Below are 21,078 nucleotides of genomic sequence, written 5' to 3' on the forward strand. Positions count from 1 at the left end.
CCCGAGGGCCGGACTCCTCCACGGAGTCCGGCCCTCGGCGCTTGCCCGGACCGGGCTCAGCCCCGGACCGCCCCGGTGACCAGCCACCTGCCGCTGCGGGTCCGCAGGACCATGAACCCGGCGCGGACCAGCATGAACAGGTTCATGGCCCACCACAGCCCGGCCAGCCCGGCGCCCGTCGCCGGGACGGCGAGGGCCGCCGGCGCGAACACGGCCAGGGTCGCGAGCATCGCCCACGCCAGGTACGGGCCGTCCCCGGCGCCCATCAGGACCCCGTCCAGCACGAACACCAGGCCGCTCAGCGGCTGGGTGAGCGCGAGCAGCAGCAGCGCGGTGTCCAGTTGCGCCCGCACTACCGGATCGGGCGTGAACAACGGGACGTACAGCGGGCGGGCCACGACGACCAGCAGGCCCAGCACGACGCCGGCCCCGATGCCCCACTCGACCATCCGCCGGGTGGCGGCCTTCGCCCCCGGGACGTCCGAGGCGCCCAGGTAGCGGCCGATGATCGCCTGGCCGGCGATCGCGATCGCGTCCAGCGCGAAGGCCAGGAAGCTGAACAGCGTCATGGCGATCTGGTGCGCGGCGACCTGGGTGTCGCCGAGCCGGGCGGCCACCGCGGTGGCGATCATCAGCACGGCCCGCAGGCTCACCGTCCGCACCAGCAACGGTCCGCCCGCCCGGGCGCTCGCCCGGATGCCGGTGAGGTCCGGCCGCAGCGAGGCCCGCTCCCGGCGGGCGCCGCGGACCACCACGACCACGTAGACGGCGGCCATCCCGGTCTGCGCCAGCACGGTGCCCCAGGCCGAGCCGGCGACGCCGAGCCCGGCGCCGTACACCAGGCCGACGTTCAGGCCGATGTTGGCGGCGAAGCCCGCGACGGCGACCACGAGCGGCGTACGGGTGTCCTGGAGGCCGCGCAGCACGCCGGTGGCGGCCATCACCATGAGCATCGCGGGGATGCCGAGGGAACTGATCCGCAGGTACGTCACGGCGTAGGGCGCGGCCGTGTCCGAGGCGCCGAGGACGTCCGCGGCCCAGGGGGCCAGCAGGAGGGTGAGCGCGACCACCCCGACGGACAGGCCCAGGGCGAGCCAGATGCCGTCGACGCCCTGCTGCACGGCGGCCCGGCGGTCCCCGGCGCCGATCCGGCGGGCCACGGCGGCGGTGGTGGCGTAGGCGAGGAAGACGAACACACCGGTGGCCGTGGAGAGCGCGGCGGCGGCGACGCCGACGCCGGCCAGCTCCGGTGTGCCGAGGTGGCCGACGATCGCCGAGTCGGCCATCAGGAAGAGCGGCTCGGCCACGAGCGCGCCGAAGGCGGGGACGGCGAGGGCGAGGATCTCGCGGTCGTGCCGGCGTCGGGAGGGTCCGGTGGTGGCGGCGGTCATGCGCTCCAGGTTACTCATCCACAGGTAACGACTGCTAGTCCTGATTGGCTATTACTCGAACTGGTGAGTGGCGAGCCTGGTGGGTTGTGCGCCCACAGCCATCCGGTGGTGTGTGAAGAATTTCTCATGCACAGACCCCGGAAGAGGTAACTCCAGGTCAGAGAGTTGACGTGGGGCCGATGGTCCGGTTATCCACAGGACCTTCCACAGGGGCGTCCACAGCTTTGCGGCAGTTCTCCACAGCCCAGGGCCGCTCGTCCACACCCCCTGTGGATAACCATGTTGGCTGAAGGGCGCCCGGCCCCTTAGCGTGGGCTCTCCGCCCGACACTCCCACCCGCCCCGGCGTCCGTTTTGTCGGCCCCGTGGCGTACAAAGAGGAGCGGCTCCGCTCCAACTCGCACCACTCGCTGATCGGGGAACACGCGTGACCGGCCCCCAGTACGACGACCACGACGCCCCGCCGCCGGAGGACGACTGGCAGACCGCCGAGGACCCCTTCCCGGCCGGCGCGTTCGACGACGCGCCGTTCCCGGACGGGCCCGGCGACCGGCTCCCGGTCTCGCGGGGTCGCGGCGGGGGCCAGGGCGACGGCTTCCAGAAGGGCGGCGGTGGTTTCCAGGGCGGCTCCCAGAAGGGCTCCCAGAAGGGCGGGGGCTTCCAGAAGGGCTTCCAGAACGGCAAGGGCGACCGCCGGGACGACGAGGGCCGGGGTGGGGCCGACGGCTTCGAGCGCGTCCCCCCGCAGGACCTGGCGGCCGAGCAGTCCGTCCTCGGCGGCATGCTGCTGTCCAAGGACGCGATCGCCGACGTCGTCGAGGTGCTCAAGCCGGCCGACTACTACCGGCCCGCGCACGAGATGATCCACGGCGCGATCCTCGACCTCTACGCCCGCGGCGAGCCGGCCGACCCGATCACCGTGGCCGGCGAGCTCACCAAGCGCGGAGAGCTCCAGCGCGTCGGTGGCGCCCCCTACCTGCACACCCTGGTCAACTCCGTCCCGACCGCGGCGAACGCCGAGTACTACGCCCAGATCGTCCACGAGCGCGCCGTGCTGCGCCGCCTGGTCGAGGCCGGCACCCGGATCGCGGGCATGGGCTACGCGGCCGAGGGCGACGTCGACGAGATCGTCAACGCGGCGCAGGCGGAGATCTACGCCGTCACCGAGCAGCGCACCAACGAGGACTACGCCCCGCTCGCCGACATCATGGAGGGCGCCCTCGACGAGATCGAGGCCATCGGGTCGCGCAACGGCCAGATGTCCGGCGTGCCCACCGGCTTCGCCGACTTCGACCAGCTCACCAACGGCCTGCACCCCGGCCAGATGATCGTCATCGCGGCCCGTCCCGCCATGGGCAAGGCCCTGGCCCTCGACACTCCGCTCCCGACCCCGGACGGGTGGACCACCATGGGCGAGGTGCGGGAGGGCGACCTCCTGCTCGACGCCTCGGGGAATCCGACCCGCGTGGTGGCGGCTACGGAGGTCATGACGGGCCGGCCGTGCTTCGAGGTCGTGTTCGACGACGGCACGTCGGTGATCGCGGACGCGGATCACCAGTGGCTGACCGAGACCCGGGCCTCGCGCAGGTCCGCCCGGGCCGGCGAGGTCAGGACGACCAAGGAGATCGCCGCGACGCTGCACTGCCTCACGGCCGATCGGCGGAACAACCACTCGGTGCGAAACGCGGCCCCGCTCGCTCTCCCGCACCGGGACCTGCCCGTCCCGCCGTACACGTTGGGTGCCTGGCTGGGAGACGGTCACGGCGATGCCGCAACGATCACCCCGGCGGACCTGGCGGCGCTGCGGAGCATGGGTGTCCTCGGGAACAAGCACATTCCCCGGGAGTACCTGCGTGGCTCCGTCGCACAGCGCCGGGCACTCCTGGCGGGTCTCCTGGACACCCACGGGACCGTCACCCGCACGGGATCGGTGCAGTTCGCGGTCACCAACCGGACGCTGGCCGAAGGTTTCCAGGAACTCGTCGTCGGCCTCGGCCACCGCTGCGGCATGACCACCAAGCGTCTCAAGGGGCGTTCCGAGGAGTCGTCGACGGCGTACGTCCTCACCTTCACGCCGACTGAGGACGTCTTCGGACCGGCGCGGAAGCGACAGACGCACGCGGATCGGCGGCGTCCCGCCACCGCGAGGCTGAAGCAGCGGTTCATCGTCGCCGTCCGTGAGATCGAGAGCGTGCCGGTCCGCTGTGTTCAGGTGGACAACCCGGAACACCTGTACCTGGCCACCCGATCGATGGTCCCCACGCACAACTCCACGCTCGCGCTGGACTTCGCCCGCGCCTGCTCGATCCACAACAAGCTGCCGAGCGTCATCTTCTCGCTCGAAATGGGGCGCAACGAGATCGCGATGCGCCTGCTCTCCGCCGAGGCCCGGGTGGCGCTGCACCACATGCGCTCCGGGAACATGACGGACGACGACTGGACGCGGGTCGCCCGCCGCATGCCGGACGTCAGCGAGGCGCCGCTGTTCATCGACGACTCGCCGAACCTGTCGATGATGGAGATCCGGGCCAAGTGCCGCCGGCTCAAGCAGCGCAACGACATCAAGCTGATCGTCATCGACTACCTCCAGCTGATGCAGTCCGGCGGCTCCCGCCGGGCCGAGAACCGCCAGCAGGAGGTCTCGGACATGTCGCGGAACCTGAAGCTGCTGGCCAAGGAGCTGGAGGTGCCGGTGATCGCGCTGTCCCAGCTGAACCGTGGTCCCGAACAGCGCACCGACAAGCGGCCGATGGTCTCCGACCTGCGAGAGTCCGGCTCGATCGAGCAGGACGCCGACATGGTCATCCTGCTGCACCGCGAGGACGCCTACGAGAAGGAGTCCCCGCGTGCGGGCGAGGCCGACCTGATCGTCGCCAAGCACCGTAACGGCCCGACGGCCACGATCACCGTCGCCTTCCAGGGCCACTACTCGCGCTTCGTGGACATGACCCGGGACTGATCCCGGACCGCCCGGCCCGGCTCAGGCGTCGGTGGTCGGTGCCCGGGCCGGCTCGGTGGGGAGGACCTCGCGGTCCCGCTCGCCGCCGAGCTCGGCCACCGGGCCGGTTGAGCCGGGGTGGCGCCCGGACGGCCGTGGCAAAATCGGCGGGTGCAGATCGGGATGCTGGGGACGTTGCAGGTTCGCACGGATGCCGGCGACGCGGTCGACGTGCCCGGGGCGCGGTTGCGCGGCCTGCTGGTCGCCCTCGCGCTGCGGGCGGGGCACGTCGTCCCGAAGTCCTCGCTGGTGGACTGGATCTGGGGCGAGCACCCGCCCGCCGACGCGACGAACGCCCTGCAGCGCCTGGTCTCCCGGCTGCGGAAGGTGCTGCCGGACGGGGTGCTCGAAGGGCGGACGGACGGCTACCTGCTGGCCGTGGAGCCGGACACCGTCGACGCCGTGCGGTTCGAACGCCTCGTCGGCGCGGCCCAGGCCCGCTCCGAGGACGGCGCCGGCCGCCTGCGGTTGCTGCGCGAGGCCCTCGAACTCTGGCGCGGGGCCGCCCTGCAGGACGTCGGGTTGCAGGACAGCGGCGCGTTCGACGCCGTCGTCGTCCGGTTGGAGGGGCTGCGCCTGACCGCCGCGGAGGAGCGCTTCGAGGCCGAAGTCGCCCACGGGCGCGGGGCGGAGCTCGTCACCGAATTGACCGACCTGGTGGCCGCGCACCCCGTGCGGGAGCGGCTGGTCGCCTCGCTGATGCGGGCCCTGGTCGCGGCCGGCCGCGACAGCGAGGCCCTGCAGGTCTTCCAGAGCGCGCGGGAGGCCCTGGCCGGGGAACTGGGCGTCGACCCGTCGCCCGAGCTGTCCGCCCTTCATGTCGCGCTGCTGCGAGGAGAGTTGGGCCGCCGGAAGGAATCGCTGCCGACCAACCTGCGGGCCGAGCTCACCACCTTCGTCGGCAAGGACGCCGATGTCGCCGCCGTCCGCGGACTCGTCGCCGAGCACCGGCTCACCACCCTGATCGGACCGGGCGGCTCCGGCAAGACCAGGCTCGCCACCGAGACGGCGCGCGCCGTGCTCGCCGAACTGCCGGACGGAGCCTGGCTCGTGGAGCTCGCCCCGATCGGCGGCGACGGGGACCCGGCCCAGGCGGCGCTCGCTGCCCTCGGCCTGCGCGACGCCCTGCTCGGGGAGAACTCCGGCGCCGGCGCGGTGGACCGCCTCGTCGCCGCGATCCGCGAGCGCGAGGCGCTGCTCGTCCTGGACAACTGCGAGCACGTGATCGAGTCGGCGGCGGTCTTCGCCCACCGGGTGCTCGGCGAATGCCGGAAGCTGCGGATCCTGGCGACGAGCCGGGAGCCGCTCGGCATCACCGGCGAGGCGCTGTGGTCGGTCGAACCGCTGGCCCTGCCGGCGCGGGACGCGGGCCCGGAGGAGATCGCGTCCTCGCCCGCCGTCCGGCTGCTGCGGGACCGGGCCGGCGCGGTGCGCCGGGACCTCGCGGGCGACCCGCGGACGCTGGCGACGATGGTCCGCGTCTGCCGGGCCCTGGACGGGATGCCGCTGGCGATCGAACTGGCCGCGGCCAGGCTGCGCACGATGACCGTGGACCAGCTCGCCCACCGCCTCGACGACCGGTTCCGCCTGCTGACCGGCGGCAGCCGCACGGCGCTGCCGCGGCACCGGACACTGCGCGCGGTCGTCGACTGGAGCTGGGAGCTGCTCACCGACGCCGAGCGGACGGTCCTGCGACGGCTCTCGGTGTTCGCCGGCGGCGCAGCCCTGGAGGCGGCCGAACGCGTCTGCGCGGACGGCGTGGTGGGGCAGGGACAGGTGCTGGAACTGCTCACCTCGCTCACCGAGAAGTCGCTGCTGGTGGCGGACGGCGAGGCCCGGGCCGGTGGCACGAGTGGCGCGCCGCGCTACCGCATGATCGGCACGATCCGGGAGTACGCCGCGCACCGTCTGGCGGAGGCGGGGGAGGGGGACGCGCTGCGCCGGGCGCACCTCGCGTACGTCACCGAGCTCGCCGAGCTCGCCGACCCGCACCTGCGCCGGGCCGAGCAACTGGAGTGGCTCGCCGTGCTGGAGGCCGAGCACGACAACCTCGGTGCCGCGATGCGCGGCGCCCTCGCGGCCGGCGACGCCCAGGCGGCGATGCGGCTCGCGGCGGGGGCCGGCTGGTACTGGTGGCTCGGCGGGCGCCGGGCCGAGGGCATGGAGCTGATCGCCGCGGCCGCCGCCCTGCCCGGCGAGGTGACCGACGAGGTCCGGGCCACGGTGTACGCGCTCCTCGTGATGTTCGTGAGCTCCGGGCGGGGCGACGAGCACCAGGCCGCGGAGTGGATCCACAAGGCCCACCGGTACGCCCGGGGCGCTCGCACGCGCCACCCGGCACCGGGGCTGGTCGCGCCGCTGGAGCGCATGCTGCGGGAGCCCGGCGCGGTCCTGGCCGCCTGGGAGCCGCTGCTGGAGCACGAGGACCCGTGGGCGCGGGCGCTGGCCCGGCTCCAGCTGGGCAAGATGCGGATCATGATCGGCCACGGGGGGCGGGACGCGGACGCGCACCTGGAGGCGGCGCTCGACGAACTGCTGGCGCTGGGTGAGCGGTTCGGCATCTCGTTCGCGCTGACCGAGCTCGCGGACCGGATCGCCGTGCGCGGGGAGTTCGCTGCCGCCTGCGAGCACTACGAGCGGGCCGTCGCGGTGGTCACCGAGCTCGGCGCGACCGAGGACGTCATCCGGATGCGCTCGCGGCAGGCGCTGCTGTACCGGCTGCTGGGCGACCGGGCGGCGAGCGCGGCGGCGCTCGCCGAGGCGCAGCATTGCGCGGAGCGGGTGGCCTGGCCCGACGCGCTGGCCGAGCTGGCCCTCACGAGGGCCGAACTGGCCAGGTGGGACGGCGACGTCGGGGCGGCATACGAGCAACTCGGCTTCGCGACGGCCCTGTTGGGCGAGGAGGCGGAGCGGGCGGGGCTCCGGGCGCTGCGGCACGACCTGCTGGGGTACCTCGCCGAGGGTCTCGACGAGGCCCGCGAGCACCGTGCGGTGGCCTGCGCGGCGGCGGCCGAGGCGGGGCACGCGCCGCTGATCGCCCAGGTGCTGGTGGGGGTCGCGGACCTGGCGCTGCGCCGGGGCGAGTACGGGCAGGCAGCGCGGCTGCTCGCGGCGAGCACGGCCGTGCGCGGCCTGCCGGACCTCTCCCAGCCGGACGCGGTCCGGGTCGAGGGGACGGCGCGGAGCCGCCTCGGCGACGCGGGGTTCGCCGAGGCGGCTCGGGAGGGGGCGGGGAGCGACTGGTCCCGGTTGGCCGAGGCCGCGCTCGCGTTCTGAGGACGAGTTCCGCGCTCGCGTGGTCAGGCCCGCTTCCGGAAGGTGGAGACCGCCCACGCGTAGCCGACGGCCGCGAAACCGACGCACCAGGCGACGGCCGTGAGCGCGGTGCCGGTCGAGGCCGTGCCCGTCAGCAGGCCGCGCAGGGTCTCGATGATCGGGGTGAAGGGCTGGTACTGCGCGAACTGCCGCACGCCGGCCCCCATCGTGTGGGCGGGCACGAACGCGCTGCTCAGGAAGGGCAGCATGATCAGTGGCACGGTGGCCATGCCCGCGGACTCCGCGGTCTTCGAGGCCAGGCCCATCGCGACGGTGAGCCAGGCGGCACCGAAGGAGAGCAGCAGCATGAGGCCGATCGCGCCGAGCCAGCCGGGAACGCCGGCGTGCGGCCGGAACCCCATCGCGAAGCCGACGCCGACGATGGCCGCGTCGGCGATCAGGCCGCGGACCGTCGTGGCGACGACGTGGCCGGCCAGGACGGCGCCGTGGGAGACGTCCATGGCCCTGAACCGGTTGATGATGCCCTTCGTCATGTCGCCGTTGACGGCGGTGGCGGTGGGGCCGAGCCCGTAGCTGATGGCCATCACGATCAGGCCGGGCATGGCGTAGTCGATGTACCTGCCGTGGACGTCGAAGCCGCCGCCCAGGACGTAGACGAACATGAACATGATCACGATGGGGAACAGCACGGCCTGGAACACCGTGACCGGGTTCCGCAGGGTGTGCCTGACGTTGCGGCGCAACATGATCGCCGAGTCGCCCAGTGCGGTCCGAGTGCTCATCGCTGGGTGTCCTCCGTGCTGGTGTGTCCGGTGAGGGCGAAGAAGACGTCGTCGAGGTCCGGCGTGTGCACGGAGAACTCCTCGGCGTCGATCGCGTGGTCGTCGAGGCGGTCCAGCAGGGCCCGTACGGACCGGGAGCGTCCGTCGCCGGGCACCCGCAGGGTCAGTTCCTGGTCGTCCCGGATGGAGCCGGGGAGGAGGCGGGCCGCCGCGTCGAGGTCCTGCGGGGTGGCGAAGCGGAAGCGGACGTGGGTGCCGGGAACCTGGCGCTTGAGCTCCGCGGGGGTGCCGTGCGCGGCGATGCGGCCGCGGTGGAGCACCGCGATCCGGTCGGCGAGCTGGTCGGCCTCCTCCAGGTACTGCGTGGTGAGGAAGACCGTGGTGCCGTCGGTGACGAGCTCGCGGACGATCTCCCACATCGTGCGCCGGCTGCGCGGGTCGAGCCCGGTGGTGGGCTCGTCCAGGAAGATGATCCGCGGGTCGCCGACCAGCGTCATCGCCAGGTCCAGCTTGCGGCGCATGCCGCCGGAGTACGCCGCCGCCGCCTTGTCCGCGGCCCCGCCCAGGTCGAAGCGCTCCAGCAGCCGGTCCACCACCCGGTCGGCGGGGCGTACCCGCTTCAGGTCGGCCATGAGCCGCAGGTTCTCCCGCCCCGACAGGAGCTCGTCCACCGCCGCGAACTGGCCGGTGACGCCGATGGCCGAGCGGACCTGCCGGGTCCCGGTCACCACGTCGTGCCCGGCCACGCGCACCGTGCCGGCGTCGGCCCTCGCCAGGGTCGTCAGGACGTTCACCGTCGTGGTCTTGCCGGCCCCGTTCGGGCCGAGCATCGAGAAGACCGATCCCTCGGTGACCTCGAAGTCGATGCCGTCGAGCACGACCCGGTCGCCGTATGCCTTCCGCAGTCCTGAGACCGCGATCGCCGAATTCCTCATGCCGGGAACGATCCCGGGCGGACCTGACACCCCCCTGTCACCCCCCTGACACGGCCTCTGACGCGAGGTGATCAAGGAATCGTGAAAGGGTTGTGTTCGAATGGGCTAACCTCCAGCGCGTGACGATTATCAGACCGTTGCCTCGGTGGGGGGCACACAAGGAGCGTCGAGCGGATCGTGCCGCCGCGCCGGCGAGCAGACTCGGCTGGCTGGACGCCCTGCGGGGCATCGCGGCGCTGGCCGTGGCGGCCCACCACTTCGAGATCTTCCGGCTGATCCCCGAGGGCGATGTCATCGCCGCCCACTTCGACCTCGGTTTCTACGGGGTCATCGCGTTCTTCGTCGTCAGCGGCTACATCATCCCGGCCTCACTGGAACGCCGCGGTGACGTCCGGGCCTTCTGGATCGGCCGGGTCTTCCGGATCTACCCGGCGCTGATCGTGACCGTGCTCTTCGCCGAGTTCGTGCTGCCGCTCAGCTACCAGGTCGTCAGCTACGACGGCGTCCCGTACCACAAGCTCTGGCTGGCGGCCAACGGCCTGCTGCTGTCGGACATGCTGGGCGTGGTGAACGCGCTCGGCATCTCGTGGACGCTCGCGTACGAGATGCTCTTCTACTTCTTCGTCAGCAGCCTCTTCACGATGGGCTGGCACCGGCGCAGCACGCCGATCGCGGTCGCGGCGGGGGCGATCGCGCTCGTGCTGGGCGTCTGGATCCCGTCGTACAGCCTGAACCACACCCTCACGGAGACCGACAACCTCGTCGCCGCCACCGTGGTCGTCGTGGTCATGGGCGTGCTCTGCATGGTCAGCGGCAACGCGTCGCTGGCCCGGACCGGCGGTCTGCTGCTGGGCGGGCTCGGCCTGCTGCTGGTGTTCACCAACGGCCGGGACCCGGCGTACGAGAGCTTCACCATCCTCGCGACGATGTTCGCGGGCACGGTGATCTACCGGGCGCAGCACGGGCAGATCGAGCGCATCGAGGCCTGGCTGTCCGTCGGTTTCGTGGTGGTGGCGGGTGCCATGGTCGGGTGGATGTACAACCGGGACGCGATGGGCCGCGCGACCTCCACCTTCACCTGGCAGGCGTGGACCAACGCCTACCTCGCGGCGTGGGCGTCGTTCGGGCTCTTCTTCCTGCTGCGCAACCGGCGGCTGCCGCGCGTGCTGACCTGGCTGGGAGCGGTGAGCTTCTCGGTCTACCTGCTGCACTGGCCGGTGAAGAAGTTCCTGCTCTGGCGGCTCGGCTGGGACAGCAATCACTACTACGTCAAGCTGGCCGCGATGCCGTTCGCCGAGCGGTGGTCGTGGGTGGCCGGGTACGTCGCGGTGCTGCTGGTGGTCTGCTGGGTGGTGTACCGGCTGGTGGAGATGCCGTTCCAGGACCTGGGCCGCAAGCTGACCAAGGCGATGAACCGGCGCTGGCCGCCGCAGCCGCTGGAGCCGTCCGCACCGGGAGCGCCGTCGGCCGCCGTGTCGGCGCCGCGCCAGGAGCCGGAGCTGGTGGGCGCGGGTCCGTCCGGCGGGGCGGACCGCTCCGGCTGATCCGGGGGACGTCAACGGCCGGGGCCGGATCACGGGTGCGCACCCGTGATCCGGCCCCGGCCGCTTTCCGCTCCGTCGGCTGCCGCCTTCTAGATCGTCACGGTGGCGCGGAACAGGGTGGTGGCCGTGCCGGAGAGGCGGGTGGGGGTGCCGGTGGCGGGGAGGAAGGCGGACTCGCCCCGGGCGAGGTCGAGCGTGGTGCCGTCGGGGGCGGTGAGGCGCGCGGTGCCGGCGGTGCAGAGGAGGATCTGCGGGGTGCGGCCGTCGATCTCGCGGTCGGTGCCGTCCAGCCGGAAGCGGGAGAGGCGGAACTCGTCGATCGGGACGGGGTAGAGCTCCTCGCCCGGGGTGCCGGCCACCGGGGTGGGGTGGAGGACGCCCGGGGCGCCGGCCTCGAAGACGACCACCTTCATGAGCTCCGGCACGTCGATGTGCTTGGGCGTGAGGCCCGCGCGCAGCACGTTGTCGGAGTTGGCCTGGAGCTCGACGCAGACGCCGTGCAGGTAGGCGTGCGGCACGCCGGCGCCCAGGTAGAGGGCCTCGCCCGGGCTGAGCCGGACGTGGTTGAGCAGCAGGCCGGCGATCAGGCCGCGGTCGCCGGGGAAGTCACGGGCGAGCCGGGCGTACGGGGCGAGGACGCCGTCGGGAGCGCGCTCGGCCTGGTCCCGCACGACCTCCGCGGTCTCCCGGACGGCCTCCTCGGCGGTCTTGTCGTCCATCGTCAGGACGGCGTTGAGCGCGCTGCGCAGCGCCTCGGACTCGTCCTCGACGCACAGCAGGTCGATGACCGGGTCGAGTGCCGGCACCGAGATGCGGGCCAGCAGCTCGGCCGCCTCGGCGGCCGGGCGGAAGCCGCACAGGCCCTCGAACTCGTCGAGCGCGCAGATGAGTTCGGGCTTGTGGTTGGCGTCGCGGTAGTTCCGCCGGGGGGCGTCCAGCGGGATGCCGAGCGCGTTCTCGGCGGCGAAGCCGGCCCGGGCCTGGTCGAGCGTGGGGTGGGCCTGGATGGAGATCGGGATGCCGGCCGCGAGGATCTTGAGCAGGAAGGGCAGGGTGGGGCCGAAGCGCGCGACGGTCGCGGTGCCGAGCTCGCCCTCGGGGTCCGCGGCGATCAGCTCGTCCAGCGGGCGCGGCCCCGCGCCCCGGTCCGCACGGGAGGGGTCGCCGGGGTGGGCACCCATCCAGAGTTCGGCCTGCGGCTCGCCGGTGGGGTCCTGCCCGAGGAGTTCGGGGAGGGCGGTGACCGATCCCCAGGCGTACGGGCGGATGGTGTTGACGAGCCTGTCCATGCGCGCGGTCCTACTCCTTCGCTGCGGTGGCGGGTGTGCCGGATCGTCGGGAAAAGGGCCGGGCGGGCGGTCCGGGCCGGGGCGAGGCATCGACCCTAGCCGACGCGTGTCACGTGAGGGGAAACGGCGGGCGTCCGGTGCGAGTGCCGTGGTCGCGGCGGCGATCGGGCGGGTGTCCGGCGGGCGCGGTAGTAGGATGCCAGGACCCAGTTGTTTCCACCGTGCGCAGCGGTTTCCGCCGCGGAGCCCCTCGGCGGGCCGCCGACGGGAGCGGCGCTCCGGAGTGCGGGCGCCACGGTGACCGGCACTCCCGCCATTGGCCGAGAGGTTTGTACGTGACCGTGAACCAGCCGCGTTTTGCTGATCTCGGCAAGGTGCTGGTGATCATTCCGACGTTCAACGAGGCGGAGAACGTCGAGCGGATCGTCGGACGGGTCCGCGCCTCGGTGCCCGAGGCCCACGTCCTGGTGGCCGACGACAACAGCCCCGACGGCACCGGCGAGCTCGCCGACAAGCTGGCCGCCGAGGACCAGCACGTGCACGTCCTGCACCGCCAGGGCAAGGAGGGCCTCGGCGCCGCCTACCTCGCGGGCTTCCGCTGGGGCATCGACAACGGCTACGACGTCCTGGTCGAGATGGACGCGGACGGCTCGCACCAGCCCGAGGAGCTCGACCGGCTGCTCGCCGCGCTGCGCGGCGCCGACCTGGTGCTCGGCTCCCGCTGGGTGCCCGGCGGCCGGGTGGTGAACTGGCCGAAGTCGCGCCTGCTGCTCTCGCGCGGCGGCTCCACCTACTCGCGCCTGATGCTGGGCGTGCCGATCCGCGACGTCACCGGCGGCTACCGCGCCTTCCGCAAGGAGACGCTGCTCGGCCTCGGCATGGACGAGGTCGCCTCGGCCGGCTACTGCTTCCAGGTCGACCTGGCCTGGCGCACGGTGAAGGCCGGCTTCAAGGTCGCCGAGGTGCCGATCACCTTCGTCGAGCGCGAGCTGGGCGCGTCCAAGATGAGCCGCAACATCGTGGTCGAGGCGCTCTGGCGGGTGACTTCGTGGGGCATCGCGGACCGGGTGGCCCGGCTGCGGGGCGCGAAGCGGCGCTGATCCCCTGATCTTTCCGGGCGAAGGGCCCGCCTGCTGTGTGAACAGCGGGCGGGCCCTTCGTCGTGTGTACGGGTGGGTGTGACCCTCAGCAGCCGCCCTTGAGGGCGCTCTCCGGGAGGTACTGGTCGGCCCAGACGGCCAGCTCGTTGAGCGCGGGCCGCAGGGCCGCGCCCGCGTCGGTGAGGCGGTAGCTCACGCGCAGCGGGGGGCCCGCGTCGACCTCGCGCAGGACCAGGCCGGCCTCGGTCAGCTCGGTGAGGCGGTCGGAGAGCATCCGCTCGCTGATGCCCGGGACGGCGCGGCGCAGCTCGGAGAAGTAGGCGGGGCCGCCGTGGTTGAGCACGCCCACGAGCAGGCCCGTCCAGCGCTTGCCCAGCAGCGTGAACACGCGGGTGAGGGCCAGCTCGACGTTGAAGCAGGTGCGCTGCTCGGCGCACGCGTCGGAGGCGGCCGGTTGGCGCTCGGTCACTACCTCGTGCTCGGACATGGCTCCAGCGTACCTGACCGATCCCTAGTGACTGCAGAAAAGTAAGCTGCTACGTTAGTTGCAGCTGCGGTGGAAACGGCAGCTACTTATCCGATGGAGGTACCGTCATGCCCACCCTGCTCCACATCGACTCGTCCGCCGTCGCCGACGGCTCCGTCTCCCGCGAGGTCTCGGCCGCGTTCCGGGCCGCCTGGCAGGCCCAGCACCCCGAGGGCACCGTGGTCTACCGCGACCTCGCCGCCGATCCGGTCCCGCACCTCGACGTGCACGGGATCTCGGCGACCTTCGTCCCCGCCGGGGGCCGCACCGCCGAGCAGGACGCCGCCCTCGCCCTGCGCGACGAGCTGATGACCGAGCTGGAGCAGGCCGACGCGATCGTCATCGGCAGCCCGATGTACAACTTCACGATCCCGTCCACGCTCAAGGCGTGGCTCGACCAGGTCATCCTGATGGGCCGCACCGCCGGCGAGACGCCTTCCGCCAAGGGCACCCCGGTCACCGTGGTCGCCGCCCGCGGCGGTTCGTACGCGCCGGGGGCGCCGCGCGAGCCGTACGAGTTCGTCACCACCTACCTGGAGAAGGTGCTGACCGGGATGCTCGGCCTGGAGGTCGACTTCATCGTCCCCGAGTTCACCCTGGCGCCGAAGGTGCCGGCGATGGCCGACTTCGTCCAGAACGCCGCCGCCTCCAAGGCCCGCGCGCTGGAGGACGCCGCCCGCAAGGCCAAGGAGCTCGCCGCCTGAGGCCCGCCCGGGCCGCCGACGTGCCCCTCGCCGGAAGGCGCGCCCCGCACGGGCGCGCCTTCCGCGCGTTCGGGCGCCCGTTCTCCCATGCTGTAGGGCGCAGACAGGTGGGGCGCAGAGAGTCCGACCGCCGACCAGAGGGAGCAACCCGTGACGTCGTCCCCGTCCGAGGAGACCGCCGACGCGGAACGTGCGGAGACCGGGGAAGAGGTCGTCCGGCCGTTGGAGATCGACGTCTTCACCGGCCCCGAGTCGGCCTTCTTCGCCACCTCCACCCTGATCCTCGGCGAGCGGACCGCGATCCTGGTCGACGCCCAGCTGACCCGCAGCGCCGGACGCGAACTCGCCGAATGGGTGGCCGGCAAGGGGCGGCGCCTGCTCGCCGTCGTCGTCACCCACCACCACCCGGACCACTACTTCGGCGCCGAGGAGGTGCTGAAGCTCTTCCCCGCGGCCCAGTTGCTCGCCGCACCGGCGGTCGTCGAGGGCATCCACCGCACCGTCGCCGCCAAGGTCGCCCAGTGGAAGCCCGTGTACGGCGACGACATCCCCGACCACCCGCTGGTCCCGGCCCCGCTGCTGCCGCAGCCGCTGATGCTCGACCGCCAGGTGATCCCCGTGCTCATGCTCGGGCAGGGCGACTGCGGGAACTCCACCGTCGTCCACGTGCCCAGCGCCCGCACCGTGATCGCCGGGGACTTCGCCTACAACGGCACCCACGTCTGGACCGCCGACACCACCCCCGCGCAGCGCGTCACCTGGGGGCACAACCTCGGGCGGATCGCCGACCTCGACGTCGACCGGGTGATCGCCGGGCACCGGGCGCCCGAGCAGGGCGACGACGCGACCCGGGTGCTCGCCTTCACCGGCGAGTACCTGCAGGACTTCGACCGGCTGCTCGCCGAGCACCCGGACGACGCGGAGGCGCTGGTCACGGCGGTGAACGAGCGGTACGGGGAGCTGACGCTGCCGGTCGTCCTGGAGCTGAGCGCGGCGGCGAACATCGGGCGGGCGGCCGAGGGGCCGCGGGACGAAGAGGCGGGGGACGAACAGGCGGGGGACGAAGAGGCGGAGGGCGAAAGGGCGGAGGGCGAAGGGGCGGAAGGCGAGGCCTAGGGGGCGGCCGGTAGGGCGGATACTGGCCGCATGACGCCGTACGACGTGATCGTCCCGGCGGGCGGGGCCGCCCGGCGCCTCGGCGGGGCCGACAAACCCGGGCTCACCGTCGGCGAGACCACCCTGCTCGACCGGGTGCTCGCCGCCTGCGCCGGAGCCCGCACCACCGTGGTGGTCGGCCCGGACCGGCCCACCGCCCGCACCGGCGTCCGCTGGACCCGCGAGCAACCGCCCGGCGGCGGGCCGGTCGCCGCCGTCGCGGCCGGGCTCGACCTCGTCGACGCCGGGACGGTCCTGCTGCTCGCCGCCGACCTGCCCTTCCTCGACCGGCGCACGGTCGAACGGCTCGTCACCGCCCTCGACGACGCGGAGCCGGCCGTCGAGGCGGCCGTCCTCGTCGACGCCGGCGGCCGCGACCAGCCCCTCGCCGCCGCCTACCGCACCGCCGCCCTGCGCAGCGCCCTGGCCGACCTCGGCGACCCGGCCGGCCTCCCGCTGCGCCGCCTCACCGGAGGCCTCGGCCGGCTGCTGGTCGCGGACACGGACAACGTGGCGTACGACTGCGACACCTGGGAGGACCTGGAACGGGCCCGCGAGTGGGACCGGGACGGGAGGTAAGGGGGAACGCGCGGGGTGTTCACCACCGGACGGACGGGGGCGTGAGGGAAACGACGCGCCCCGCACACCGGGGGAACATCCCGGGGAAACCGCCGATCAGGCAGCATGGGGCGCATGGAGCGCACGCTGGATGACTGGATCGCGGAGGTCCGCGCCGAACTCGGGATCGACCTGGACGTCGATGTCCGCGGCCTGCTGGACCTCACCCGGGTGGTCGCGCACGGGGTGGCCCGGCCGGCCGCGCCGCTGACCGCCTTTCTGATCGGGTACGCGGCCGCCCAGCAGGGCGGCGGCCCCGAGGCCGTCGCGGAGGCGGCCCGCCGCACCGCCCTGCTCGCCGAGCGCTGGAGCGCGCCGGACGGGCCGGGCGAGCAGTGACGGCCGTCGAGGAGACGCCCGTGACCGCGCCCCCGGCCGGCCCCGGCCCCGGCCCCATGGCCTGGCCGCTGGCCCGCGCGACCGCCCGCCGGGCCGGATCGCGCCCGCTGCCGCCGGTGGTGCTGCCGCTCGCCGCCGCCCTCGGCCACACGCTCGCCGAGCCGCTGGCCGCCCTCACCGACCTGCCCGCCTTCGACACCTCCGCCATGGACGGCTGGGCGGTCGCCGGTCCCGGTCCCTGGCGGGTCGCCGGGCGGCTGCTGGCCGGGCGGGTCCCCGTCGCGCCGCTGGCCGACGGCACCGCCGTGGAGATCGCCACCGGCGCCCAACTGCCGCCCGGCGCCACCGCCGTGCTGCGCCGCGAGCACGGCTCGACGGACGGGGCACTGCTGCGGGACTGCGGCCCCCGGCCGGCGACCACCGGTCAGGACGTCCGTCCGCGCGGCCAGGAGTGCCGCCGGGGCGAGGCCCTGCTGTCCGCCGGCACCCCGGTCGACGCGGCCGTGCTCGGGCTCGCCGCCGCCTGTGGCCACGACCGGCTGGCGGTCCGCCGCCGTCCGGTCGTCGAACTCCTGGTCCTCGGTGACGAGTTGATCGGATCCGGGGTGCCCGGCCCAGGGCTCGTCCGGGACGCGCTCGGGCCGATGCTGACGCCGTGGCTACGGGCGTGCGGCGCCGAGGTGGCCGAAGTCCGCTCCGTCCGGGACGACTTCGGGATGCTGCGGGACGCGCTCAGGCACTCCACCGCCGACGTCGTCGTCACCACCGGCGGCACCGCGGCCGGCCCGGTCGACTTCCTGCACCGCGCACTCGACGAGGTCGCTGCCCGGCTGCTGGTCGACGGGGTCGCCGTCCGCCCCGGCCACCCGATGCTGCTCGCCGAACTGCCACCGGACGGCCACCCGGGCGAACTCCCCGGCGGGCGCCACCTGGTGGGCCTGCCGGGCAACCCGCTGGCCGCCGTCGCCGGCACCGTCACGATCGCGCTGCCGCTGCTGCACGCCCGCAGCGGCCGGACCAGCGGCGGCCCGGCCCCCGCGCCCGCCGCCGTCACGCTGGCCGGGCACCCGACGGACACCCGGCTGCTGCCCGTGCGGCGCACCGCCGACGGCGTCGTCCCGCTCGCCTTCGACGGGCCCGCCATGCTGCGCGGCCTGGCCCGGGCCGAGGCGCTCGCCGTCGTCCCGCCCGGCGGGGCGGAGGCCGGCGACCCCGTCGAGCTGCTGGAGGCTCCGTGAGCGAGCGGAGCGAGGGAACCGAAGAGGTGCGCGCGGGGGCGAATGTCCTCGCCGAGCGGAGCGAGGCGCGCGCATGAGCAAGCTCCTGCGCGGGCCGGCGCCCGGGACGGAACCGTGGGCTGACGCCGGGATCGTGCTGCCCGCCCGGCGCAGCGCGCCCGCCGTCCGGCAGGTCGGCTCGCGGCTGCTGCTCGCGCTCGCCGTCCTGGTCGCCACCACGGTGATCGTCTACCTCGACCGGGACGGCTACAACGACAACGCCGGCGGCGGGCTCGACTTCCTCGATTCGGCGTACTACGCGACCGTCACGCTCTCCACCACCGGGTACGGCGACATCACGCCCTACAGCTCGGGCGCCCGGCTCGCCAACATCCTGGTGATCACCCCGCTGCGCGTGCTGTTCCTGATCATCCTGGTCGGCACCACGCTCGAGGTGCTCACCGAACGCACCCGCCATCAGTGGCGGTTGAACCGCTGGAGGTCCTCCGTGCGCGAGCACACCGTCGTGATCGGGTACGGCACGAAGGGCCGCAGCGCCGTCGACACCCTGCTCGGCCAGGGCGTGAAGAAGGACGAGATCATCGTCGTCGACCCGCAGCGCAAGGTGATCGAGCACGCCTCCCAGCACGGGCTCGTCGGCGTCGTCGGCGATGCCACCCGCACCGACACCCTGCTGCGCGCGGCCCTGCCGACGGCCGCCCGGGTCGTCGTCGCGCCCGAGCGGGACGACACCGCCGTCCTGGTCACGCTGACGGCGCGCCAGCTCAACAAGGCCGCCACCGTGGTCGCGGCCGTCCGCGAGGACGAGAACGCGCCGCTGCTGCGGCAGAGCGGCGCGGACGTCGTCGTCACCAGCTCCAGCTCGGCCGGGCGGCTGCTCGGGCTGTCCATGCTCAGCCCGCACGCCGGGGCGGTCATGGAGGACCTGCTCACCTACGGCAAAGGCCTGGACGTCGTCGAGCGGCCGGTCACCCGGACCGAGGCCGGGCACGGTCCGCGCGCGTGCGAGGACCTCGTGGTGGCGGTGGTCCGCGGCCGACGGGTGATCAACTACACCGAGCCGGAGGCCGCCGTGCTCCAGCTCACCGACCGGGTGATCGTCATCAAGTCGGCCGGGTGACGCAGTCGTCGCGCCGGGCCGGGAGCGGCGCGCAGTAGGTTCGGGGCATGCATGCGATGACGATTCCCGTACCCGGCGGTCCCGAGGCGCTCGTCTGGGCGGAGGTGCCGGACCCGGTGCCCGGCGAGGGCGAGGTGCTGGTCGACGTGGCGGCCACCGCCGTCAACCGGGCCGACCTGCTCCAGCGGCAGGGCTTCTACAACCCGCCGCCCGGCTCCCCGGTGTACCCGGGGCTCGAATGCGCCGGGCGGATCGCCGCCCTCGGGCCGGGCGTGTCCGGCTGGGCGGTCGGCGACGAGGTGTGCGCGCTGTTGGCCGGCGGCGGGTACGCGCAGCGCGTCGCGGTGCCGACCGGGCAGCTGCTGCCGCTGCCGGCGGGGCTCGGCTTCGAGGAGGCCGCCGCGCTGCCCGAGGTGGCCTGCACGGTGTGGTCCAACGTCTTCCTCACCGCGCACCTGCGGCCCGGCGAGACCCTGCTGGTGCACGGCGGCGCCAGCGGCATCGGGACGATGGCGATCCAGCTGGCCAAGGCCGTCGGCGCCCGGGTGGCGGTCACCGCGGGCAGCGCCGGGAAGCTGGCGCGGTGCGTGGAGCTCGGCGCGGACATCGCGATCGACTACCGGGAGCAGGACTTCGTCGAGGTGCTCCGGGAGGCCACCGGCGGGGCCGGGGCGGACGTCATCCTCGACATCATGGGCGCCAAGTACCTGCAGCGGAACGTCGACGCGCTCGCCGTCAACGGCCGGCTGGTGATCATCGGGCTGCAGGGCGGCGTGAAGGGCGAGCTGGACCTCAACACGCTGCTGCGCAAGCGCGGCGCGGTCGTCGCCACCAACCTGCGCGGGCGGCCGCTGGCCGAGAAGGCGGCGATCGTGGCGGCGGTGCGGGAGCACGTGTGGCCGCTGGTGGAGTCCGGCGTGGTCAAGCCGGTGGTCGACCGGGTGCTGCCGCTGACCGAGGCCGGGGACGCGCACCGGGTGCTGGAGCGGGGCGAGCAGGTGGGCAAGGTCGTGCTGAAGGTCTGAGCGGGGCCGGGCCTGGTGGGAGCGGCGGCCGGGGCGCACGACATGCTCTGATCGTAGGAGTGTGTGAGGCTGGTTCCGAGCTGTCCCGCCGCCGACCCCGCCCCGCGCGGTCGGCCGTCGGAAGGACCTCCGACCGTGGCCGCACCAACGCACGCGCACCTCGGGCCGCTGACCGCCGCGCCCTCCCGCCGCCCCGCCCTGGCCCGCCGGCTGGCCGCGGCGGCCGTGCTCGGGCTGGTCCTGCCGCTGGCCGCCGCGACGGCGGCCGTCGCGGCCCCCGGCCCGGGGGCGGCGAGCCCGGCGGGGGCCGCGGTCCGTGCCGACGGCTCCGACGGCTCCGACGGCTCGGACCGGCCGGACCGGCCGGACCGGCCGGACGGATCCGCCTGGTCCAGGGGCGCCGTACCGTCCGCCGCGCCGCCGGAGCGTGCGGTCACCCGCGCCCGTCCGGACGGCTGGGACCCGCGCGCCCACCGCCACCGGCCCGCCGCGCCGGAGCAGGCACCGGAGCAGGCGCCGCAGCAATCCCCACAGCAGGCGCCGGACCAGGTGCCCGCCCAGGTGCCCGAGCAGGTGCCCGACGGGGCCGTCGAGCAGGCCCCGGAGCAGCCCGCCGAACAGGCCCCGGAGACCGGCGACGCCGAGGCCCCGGACGCCCCGGCCGACGACGCGGCCCCGGAGACCGCCACGACGGCCACCACGCAGGCCATCGCCGCCCCCACCGTGGTCCCGGCCCGCTGGGGCGACGCCTCCACCCTCCAGCTCCCCCTCGGCGCCGGCCTGGGCCTCATCGGCTGCGGCCTCGGTCTGGTCGGCCTGCGCCTGCGCAGGGGCTGGTAGCCGGCGGGGCGCCGCGGCGCGCGTGGGTGTGGGGGAGGTTGTGTGCGGGCTTGCGGTGGATCGCGGGGTGGTGCGGCGTTGCGGCGCGCGAGAACTGAGTATCCGTACGGATTCCCGAGGGGCCGGCCGGGGCGTACCGTCGGGACCGGCCGTGCGGGCCGGGGGCTTCCGCCCGACCAACCCCAGTGAGAGAGAATGT

General features: G+C 74.0%; 16 protein-coding genes and 1 pseudogene. 12 read left to right on the plus strand and 5 right to left on the minus strand.

The window, feature by feature from the left end; translation table 11 throughout:
• Window positions 1-56: 56 nt before the first annotated feature.
• The gene (locus PUR71_RS35250; protein ID WP_329931300.1) at window positions 57-1,391 is read right to left on the minus strand and encodes an MATE family efflux transporter; all 1,335 of its coding nucleotides are present in this window, start codon (window positions 1,389-1,391) and stop codon (window positions 57-59) included.
• 426 nt (window positions 1,392-1,817) lie between these two features.
• Here PUR71_RS35250 and dnaB point away from each other — a divergent pair, with 426 nt between their 5' ends.
• Both dnaB and PUR71_RS35260 read left to right on the plus strand, forming a co-directional pair.
• Entirely contained in the window at window positions 1,818-4,349 is a 2,532-nt protein-coding gene (gene dnaB / locus PUR71_RS35255; RefSeq protein WP_329931301.1) for a replicative DNA helicase, read from the plus strand.
• A 150-nt stretch (window positions 4,350-4,499) separates the two neighbouring features.
• The gene (locus PUR71_RS35260) at window positions 4,500-7,664 is read left to right on the plus strand and encodes a BTAD domain-containing putative transcriptional regulator (protein WP_329931302.1); all 3,165 of its coding nucleotides are present in this window, start codon (window positions 4,500-4,502) and stop codon (window positions 7,662-7,664) included.
• A gap of 23 nt (window positions 7,665-7,687) precedes the next feature.
• Here PUR71_RS35260 and PUR71_RS35265 read toward each other — a convergent pair whose 3' ends face one another.
• A complete protein-coding gene (locus PUR71_RS35265) occupies window positions 7,688-8,446 on the minus strand; it encodes an ABC transporter permease (protein ID WP_329931303.1) in 759 nt (252 codons plus the stop codon).
• Window positions 8,443-9,381: an ATP-binding cassette domain-containing protein gene (locus PUR71_RS35270; protein WP_329931304.1), complete on the minus strand. Its 939-nt coding sequence runs from the start codon at window positions 9,379-9,381 to the stop codon at window positions 8,443-8,445. Before PUR71_RS35270 ends, PUR71_RS35265 begins: the two co-directional genes overlap by 4 nt.
• Window positions 9,382-9,500: 119 nt before the next feature.
• Between PUR71_RS35270 and PUR71_RS35275 the strand changes: the two genes are divergently transcribed.
• Window positions 9,501-10,925 carry an acyltransferase family protein gene (locus PUR71_RS35275; RefSeq protein ID WP_329931305.1) on the plus strand — a complete coding sequence of 475 codons (1,425 nt, stop codon included), beginning with the start codon at window positions 9,501-9,503 and terminating at the stop codon, window positions 10,923-10,925.
• 89 nt (window positions 10,926-11,014) lie between these two features.
• Here PUR71_RS35275 and manA read toward each other — a convergent pair whose 3' ends face one another.
• Window positions 11,015-12,214 (minus strand): mannose-6-phosphate isomerase, class I, encoded by a 1,200-nt coding sequence (manA, locus tag PUR71_RS35280; protein ID WP_329931306.1) that lies wholly within the window; start codon window positions 12,212-12,214, stop codon window positions 11,015-11,017.
• A 335-nt stretch (window positions 12,215-12,549) separates the two neighbouring features.
• On the opposite strand from manA, the gene PUR71_RS35285 reads away from it, so the two are divergent.
• Window positions 12,550-13,314, plus strand: a complete 765-nt coding sequence (locus PUR71_RS35285; RefSeq protein ID WP_443077683.1) for a polyprenol monophosphomannose synthase — start codon at window positions 12,550-12,552, stop codon at window positions 13,312-13,314.
• A gap of 85 nt (window positions 13,315-13,399) precedes the next feature.
• On the opposite strand, the gene PUR71_RS35290 is transcribed toward PUR71_RS35285, so the two are convergent.
• A complete protein-coding gene (locus tag PUR71_RS35290; RefSeq protein ID WP_329931308.1) occupies window positions 13,400-13,801 on the minus strand; it encodes a winged helix-turn-helix transcriptional regulator in 402 nt (133 codons plus the stop codon).
• A gap of 107 nt (window positions 13,802-13,908) precedes the next feature.
• Here PUR71_RS35290 and PUR71_RS35295 point away from each other — a divergent pair, with 107 nt between their 5' ends.
• From PUR71_RS35295 to PUR71_RS35330, 8 genes and pseudogenes are all read left to right on the plus strand, one after another.
• The gene (locus tag PUR71_RS35295; protein WP_329931309.1) at window positions 13,909-14,544 is read left to right on the plus strand and encodes an FMN-dependent NADH-azoreductase; all 636 of its coding nucleotides are present in this window, start codon (window positions 13,909-13,911) and stop codon (window positions 14,542-14,544) included.
• 150 nt (window positions 14,545-14,694) lie between these two features.
• Entirely contained in the window at window positions 14,695-15,660 is a 966-nt protein-coding gene (locus tag PUR71_RS35300) for an MBL fold metallo-hydrolase (protein WP_329931310.1), read from the plus strand.
• A 30-nt stretch (window positions 15,661-15,690) separates the two neighbouring features.
• A complete protein-coding gene (gene mobA / locus PUR71_RS35305; RefSeq protein WP_443077684.1) occupies window positions 15,691-16,278 on the plus strand; it encodes a molybdenum cofactor guanylyltransferase in 588 nt (195 codons plus the stop codon).
• Between the two features lie 92 nt (window positions 16,279-16,370).
• Window positions 16,371-16,656: pseudogene (locus tag PUR71_RS35310) on the plus strand (DUF6457 domain-containing protein); the annotation flags it as partial.
• Between the two features lie 56 nt (window positions 16,657-16,712).
• Window positions 16,713-17,894, plus strand: a complete 1,182-nt coding sequence (locus PUR71_RS35315; protein WP_329931378.1) for a molybdopterin molybdotransferase MoeA — start codon at window positions 16,713-16,715, stop codon at window positions 17,892-17,894.
• Between the two features lie 73 nt (window positions 17,895-17,967).
• Window positions 17,968-19,014 (plus strand): potassium channel family protein, encoded by a 1,047-nt coding sequence (locus PUR71_RS35320; RefSeq protein ID WP_329931311.1) that lies wholly within the window; start codon window positions 17,968-17,970, stop codon window positions 19,012-19,014.
• Window positions 19,015-19,061: 47 nt separating this feature from the next.
• Complete coding sequence (locus PUR71_RS35325; protein ID WP_329931312.1) at window positions 19,062-20,039, plus strand: NAD(P)H-quinone oxidoreductase; 978 nt, start codon at window positions 19,062-19,064, stop codon at window positions 20,037-20,039.
• Window positions 20,040-20,174: 135 nt separating this feature from the next.
• A complete protein-coding gene (locus PUR71_RS35330) occupies window positions 20,175-20,879 on the plus strand; it encodes a hypothetical protein (RefSeq protein ID WP_329931313.1) in 705 nt (234 codons plus the stop codon).
• The last annotated feature ends 199 nt before the right edge of the window (window positions 20,880-21,078 follow it).

Origin of the sequence: Streptomyces sp. SP17BM10 (assembly GCF_036322405.1) — a bacterium.
GTDB lineage: Bacteria > Actinomycetota > Actinomycetes > Streptomycetales > Streptomycetaceae > Kitasatospora.

What these genes read in the sequence shown, in the direction of transcription:
- PUR71_RS35250 (WP_329931300.1), bottom strand. Translation starts at nt 1,391, where the DNA reads ATGACCGCCGCCACCACCGGACCCTCCCGACGCCGGCACGACCGCGAG.
- PUR71_RS35265 (WP_329931303.1), bottom strand. Translation starts at nt 8,446, where the DNA reads ATGAGCACTCGGACCGCACTGGGCGACTCGGCGATCATGTTGCGCCGC.
- PUR71_RS35270 (WP_329931304.1), bottom strand. Translation starts at nt 9,381, where the DNA reads ATGAGGAATTCGGCGATCGCGGTCTCAGGACTGCGGAAGGCATACGGC.
- manA (WP_329931306.1), bottom strand. Translation starts at nt 12,214, where the DNA reads ATGGACAGGCTCGTCAACACCATCCGCCCGTACGCCTGGGGATCGGTC.
- PUR71_RS35290 (WP_329931308.1), bottom strand. Translation starts at nt 13,801, where the DNA reads ATGTCCGAGCACGAGGTAGTGACCGAGCGCCAACCGGCCGCCTCCGAC.
- PUR71_RS35295 (WP_329931309.1), top strand. Translation starts at nt 13,909, where the DNA reads ATGCCCACCCTGCTCCACATCGACTCGTCCGCCGTCGCCGACGGCTCC.
- mobA (WP_443077684.1), top strand. Translation starts at nt 15,691, where the DNA reads ATGACGCCGTACGACGTGATCGTCCCGGCGGGCGGGGCCGCCCGGCGC.
- PUR71_RS35315 (WP_329931378.1), top strand. Translation starts at nt 16,713, where the DNA reads ATGGCCTGGCCGCTGGCCCGCGCGACCGCCCGCCGGGCCGGATCGCGC.
- PUR71_RS35320 (WP_329931311.1), top strand. Translation starts at nt 17,968, where the DNA reads ATGAGCAAGCTCCTGCGCGGGCCGGCGCCCGGGACGGAACCGTGGGCT.
- PUR71_RS35325 (WP_329931312.1), top strand. Translation starts at nt 19,062, where the DNA reads ATGCATGCGATGACGATTCCCGTACCCGGCGGTCCCGAGGCGCTCGTC.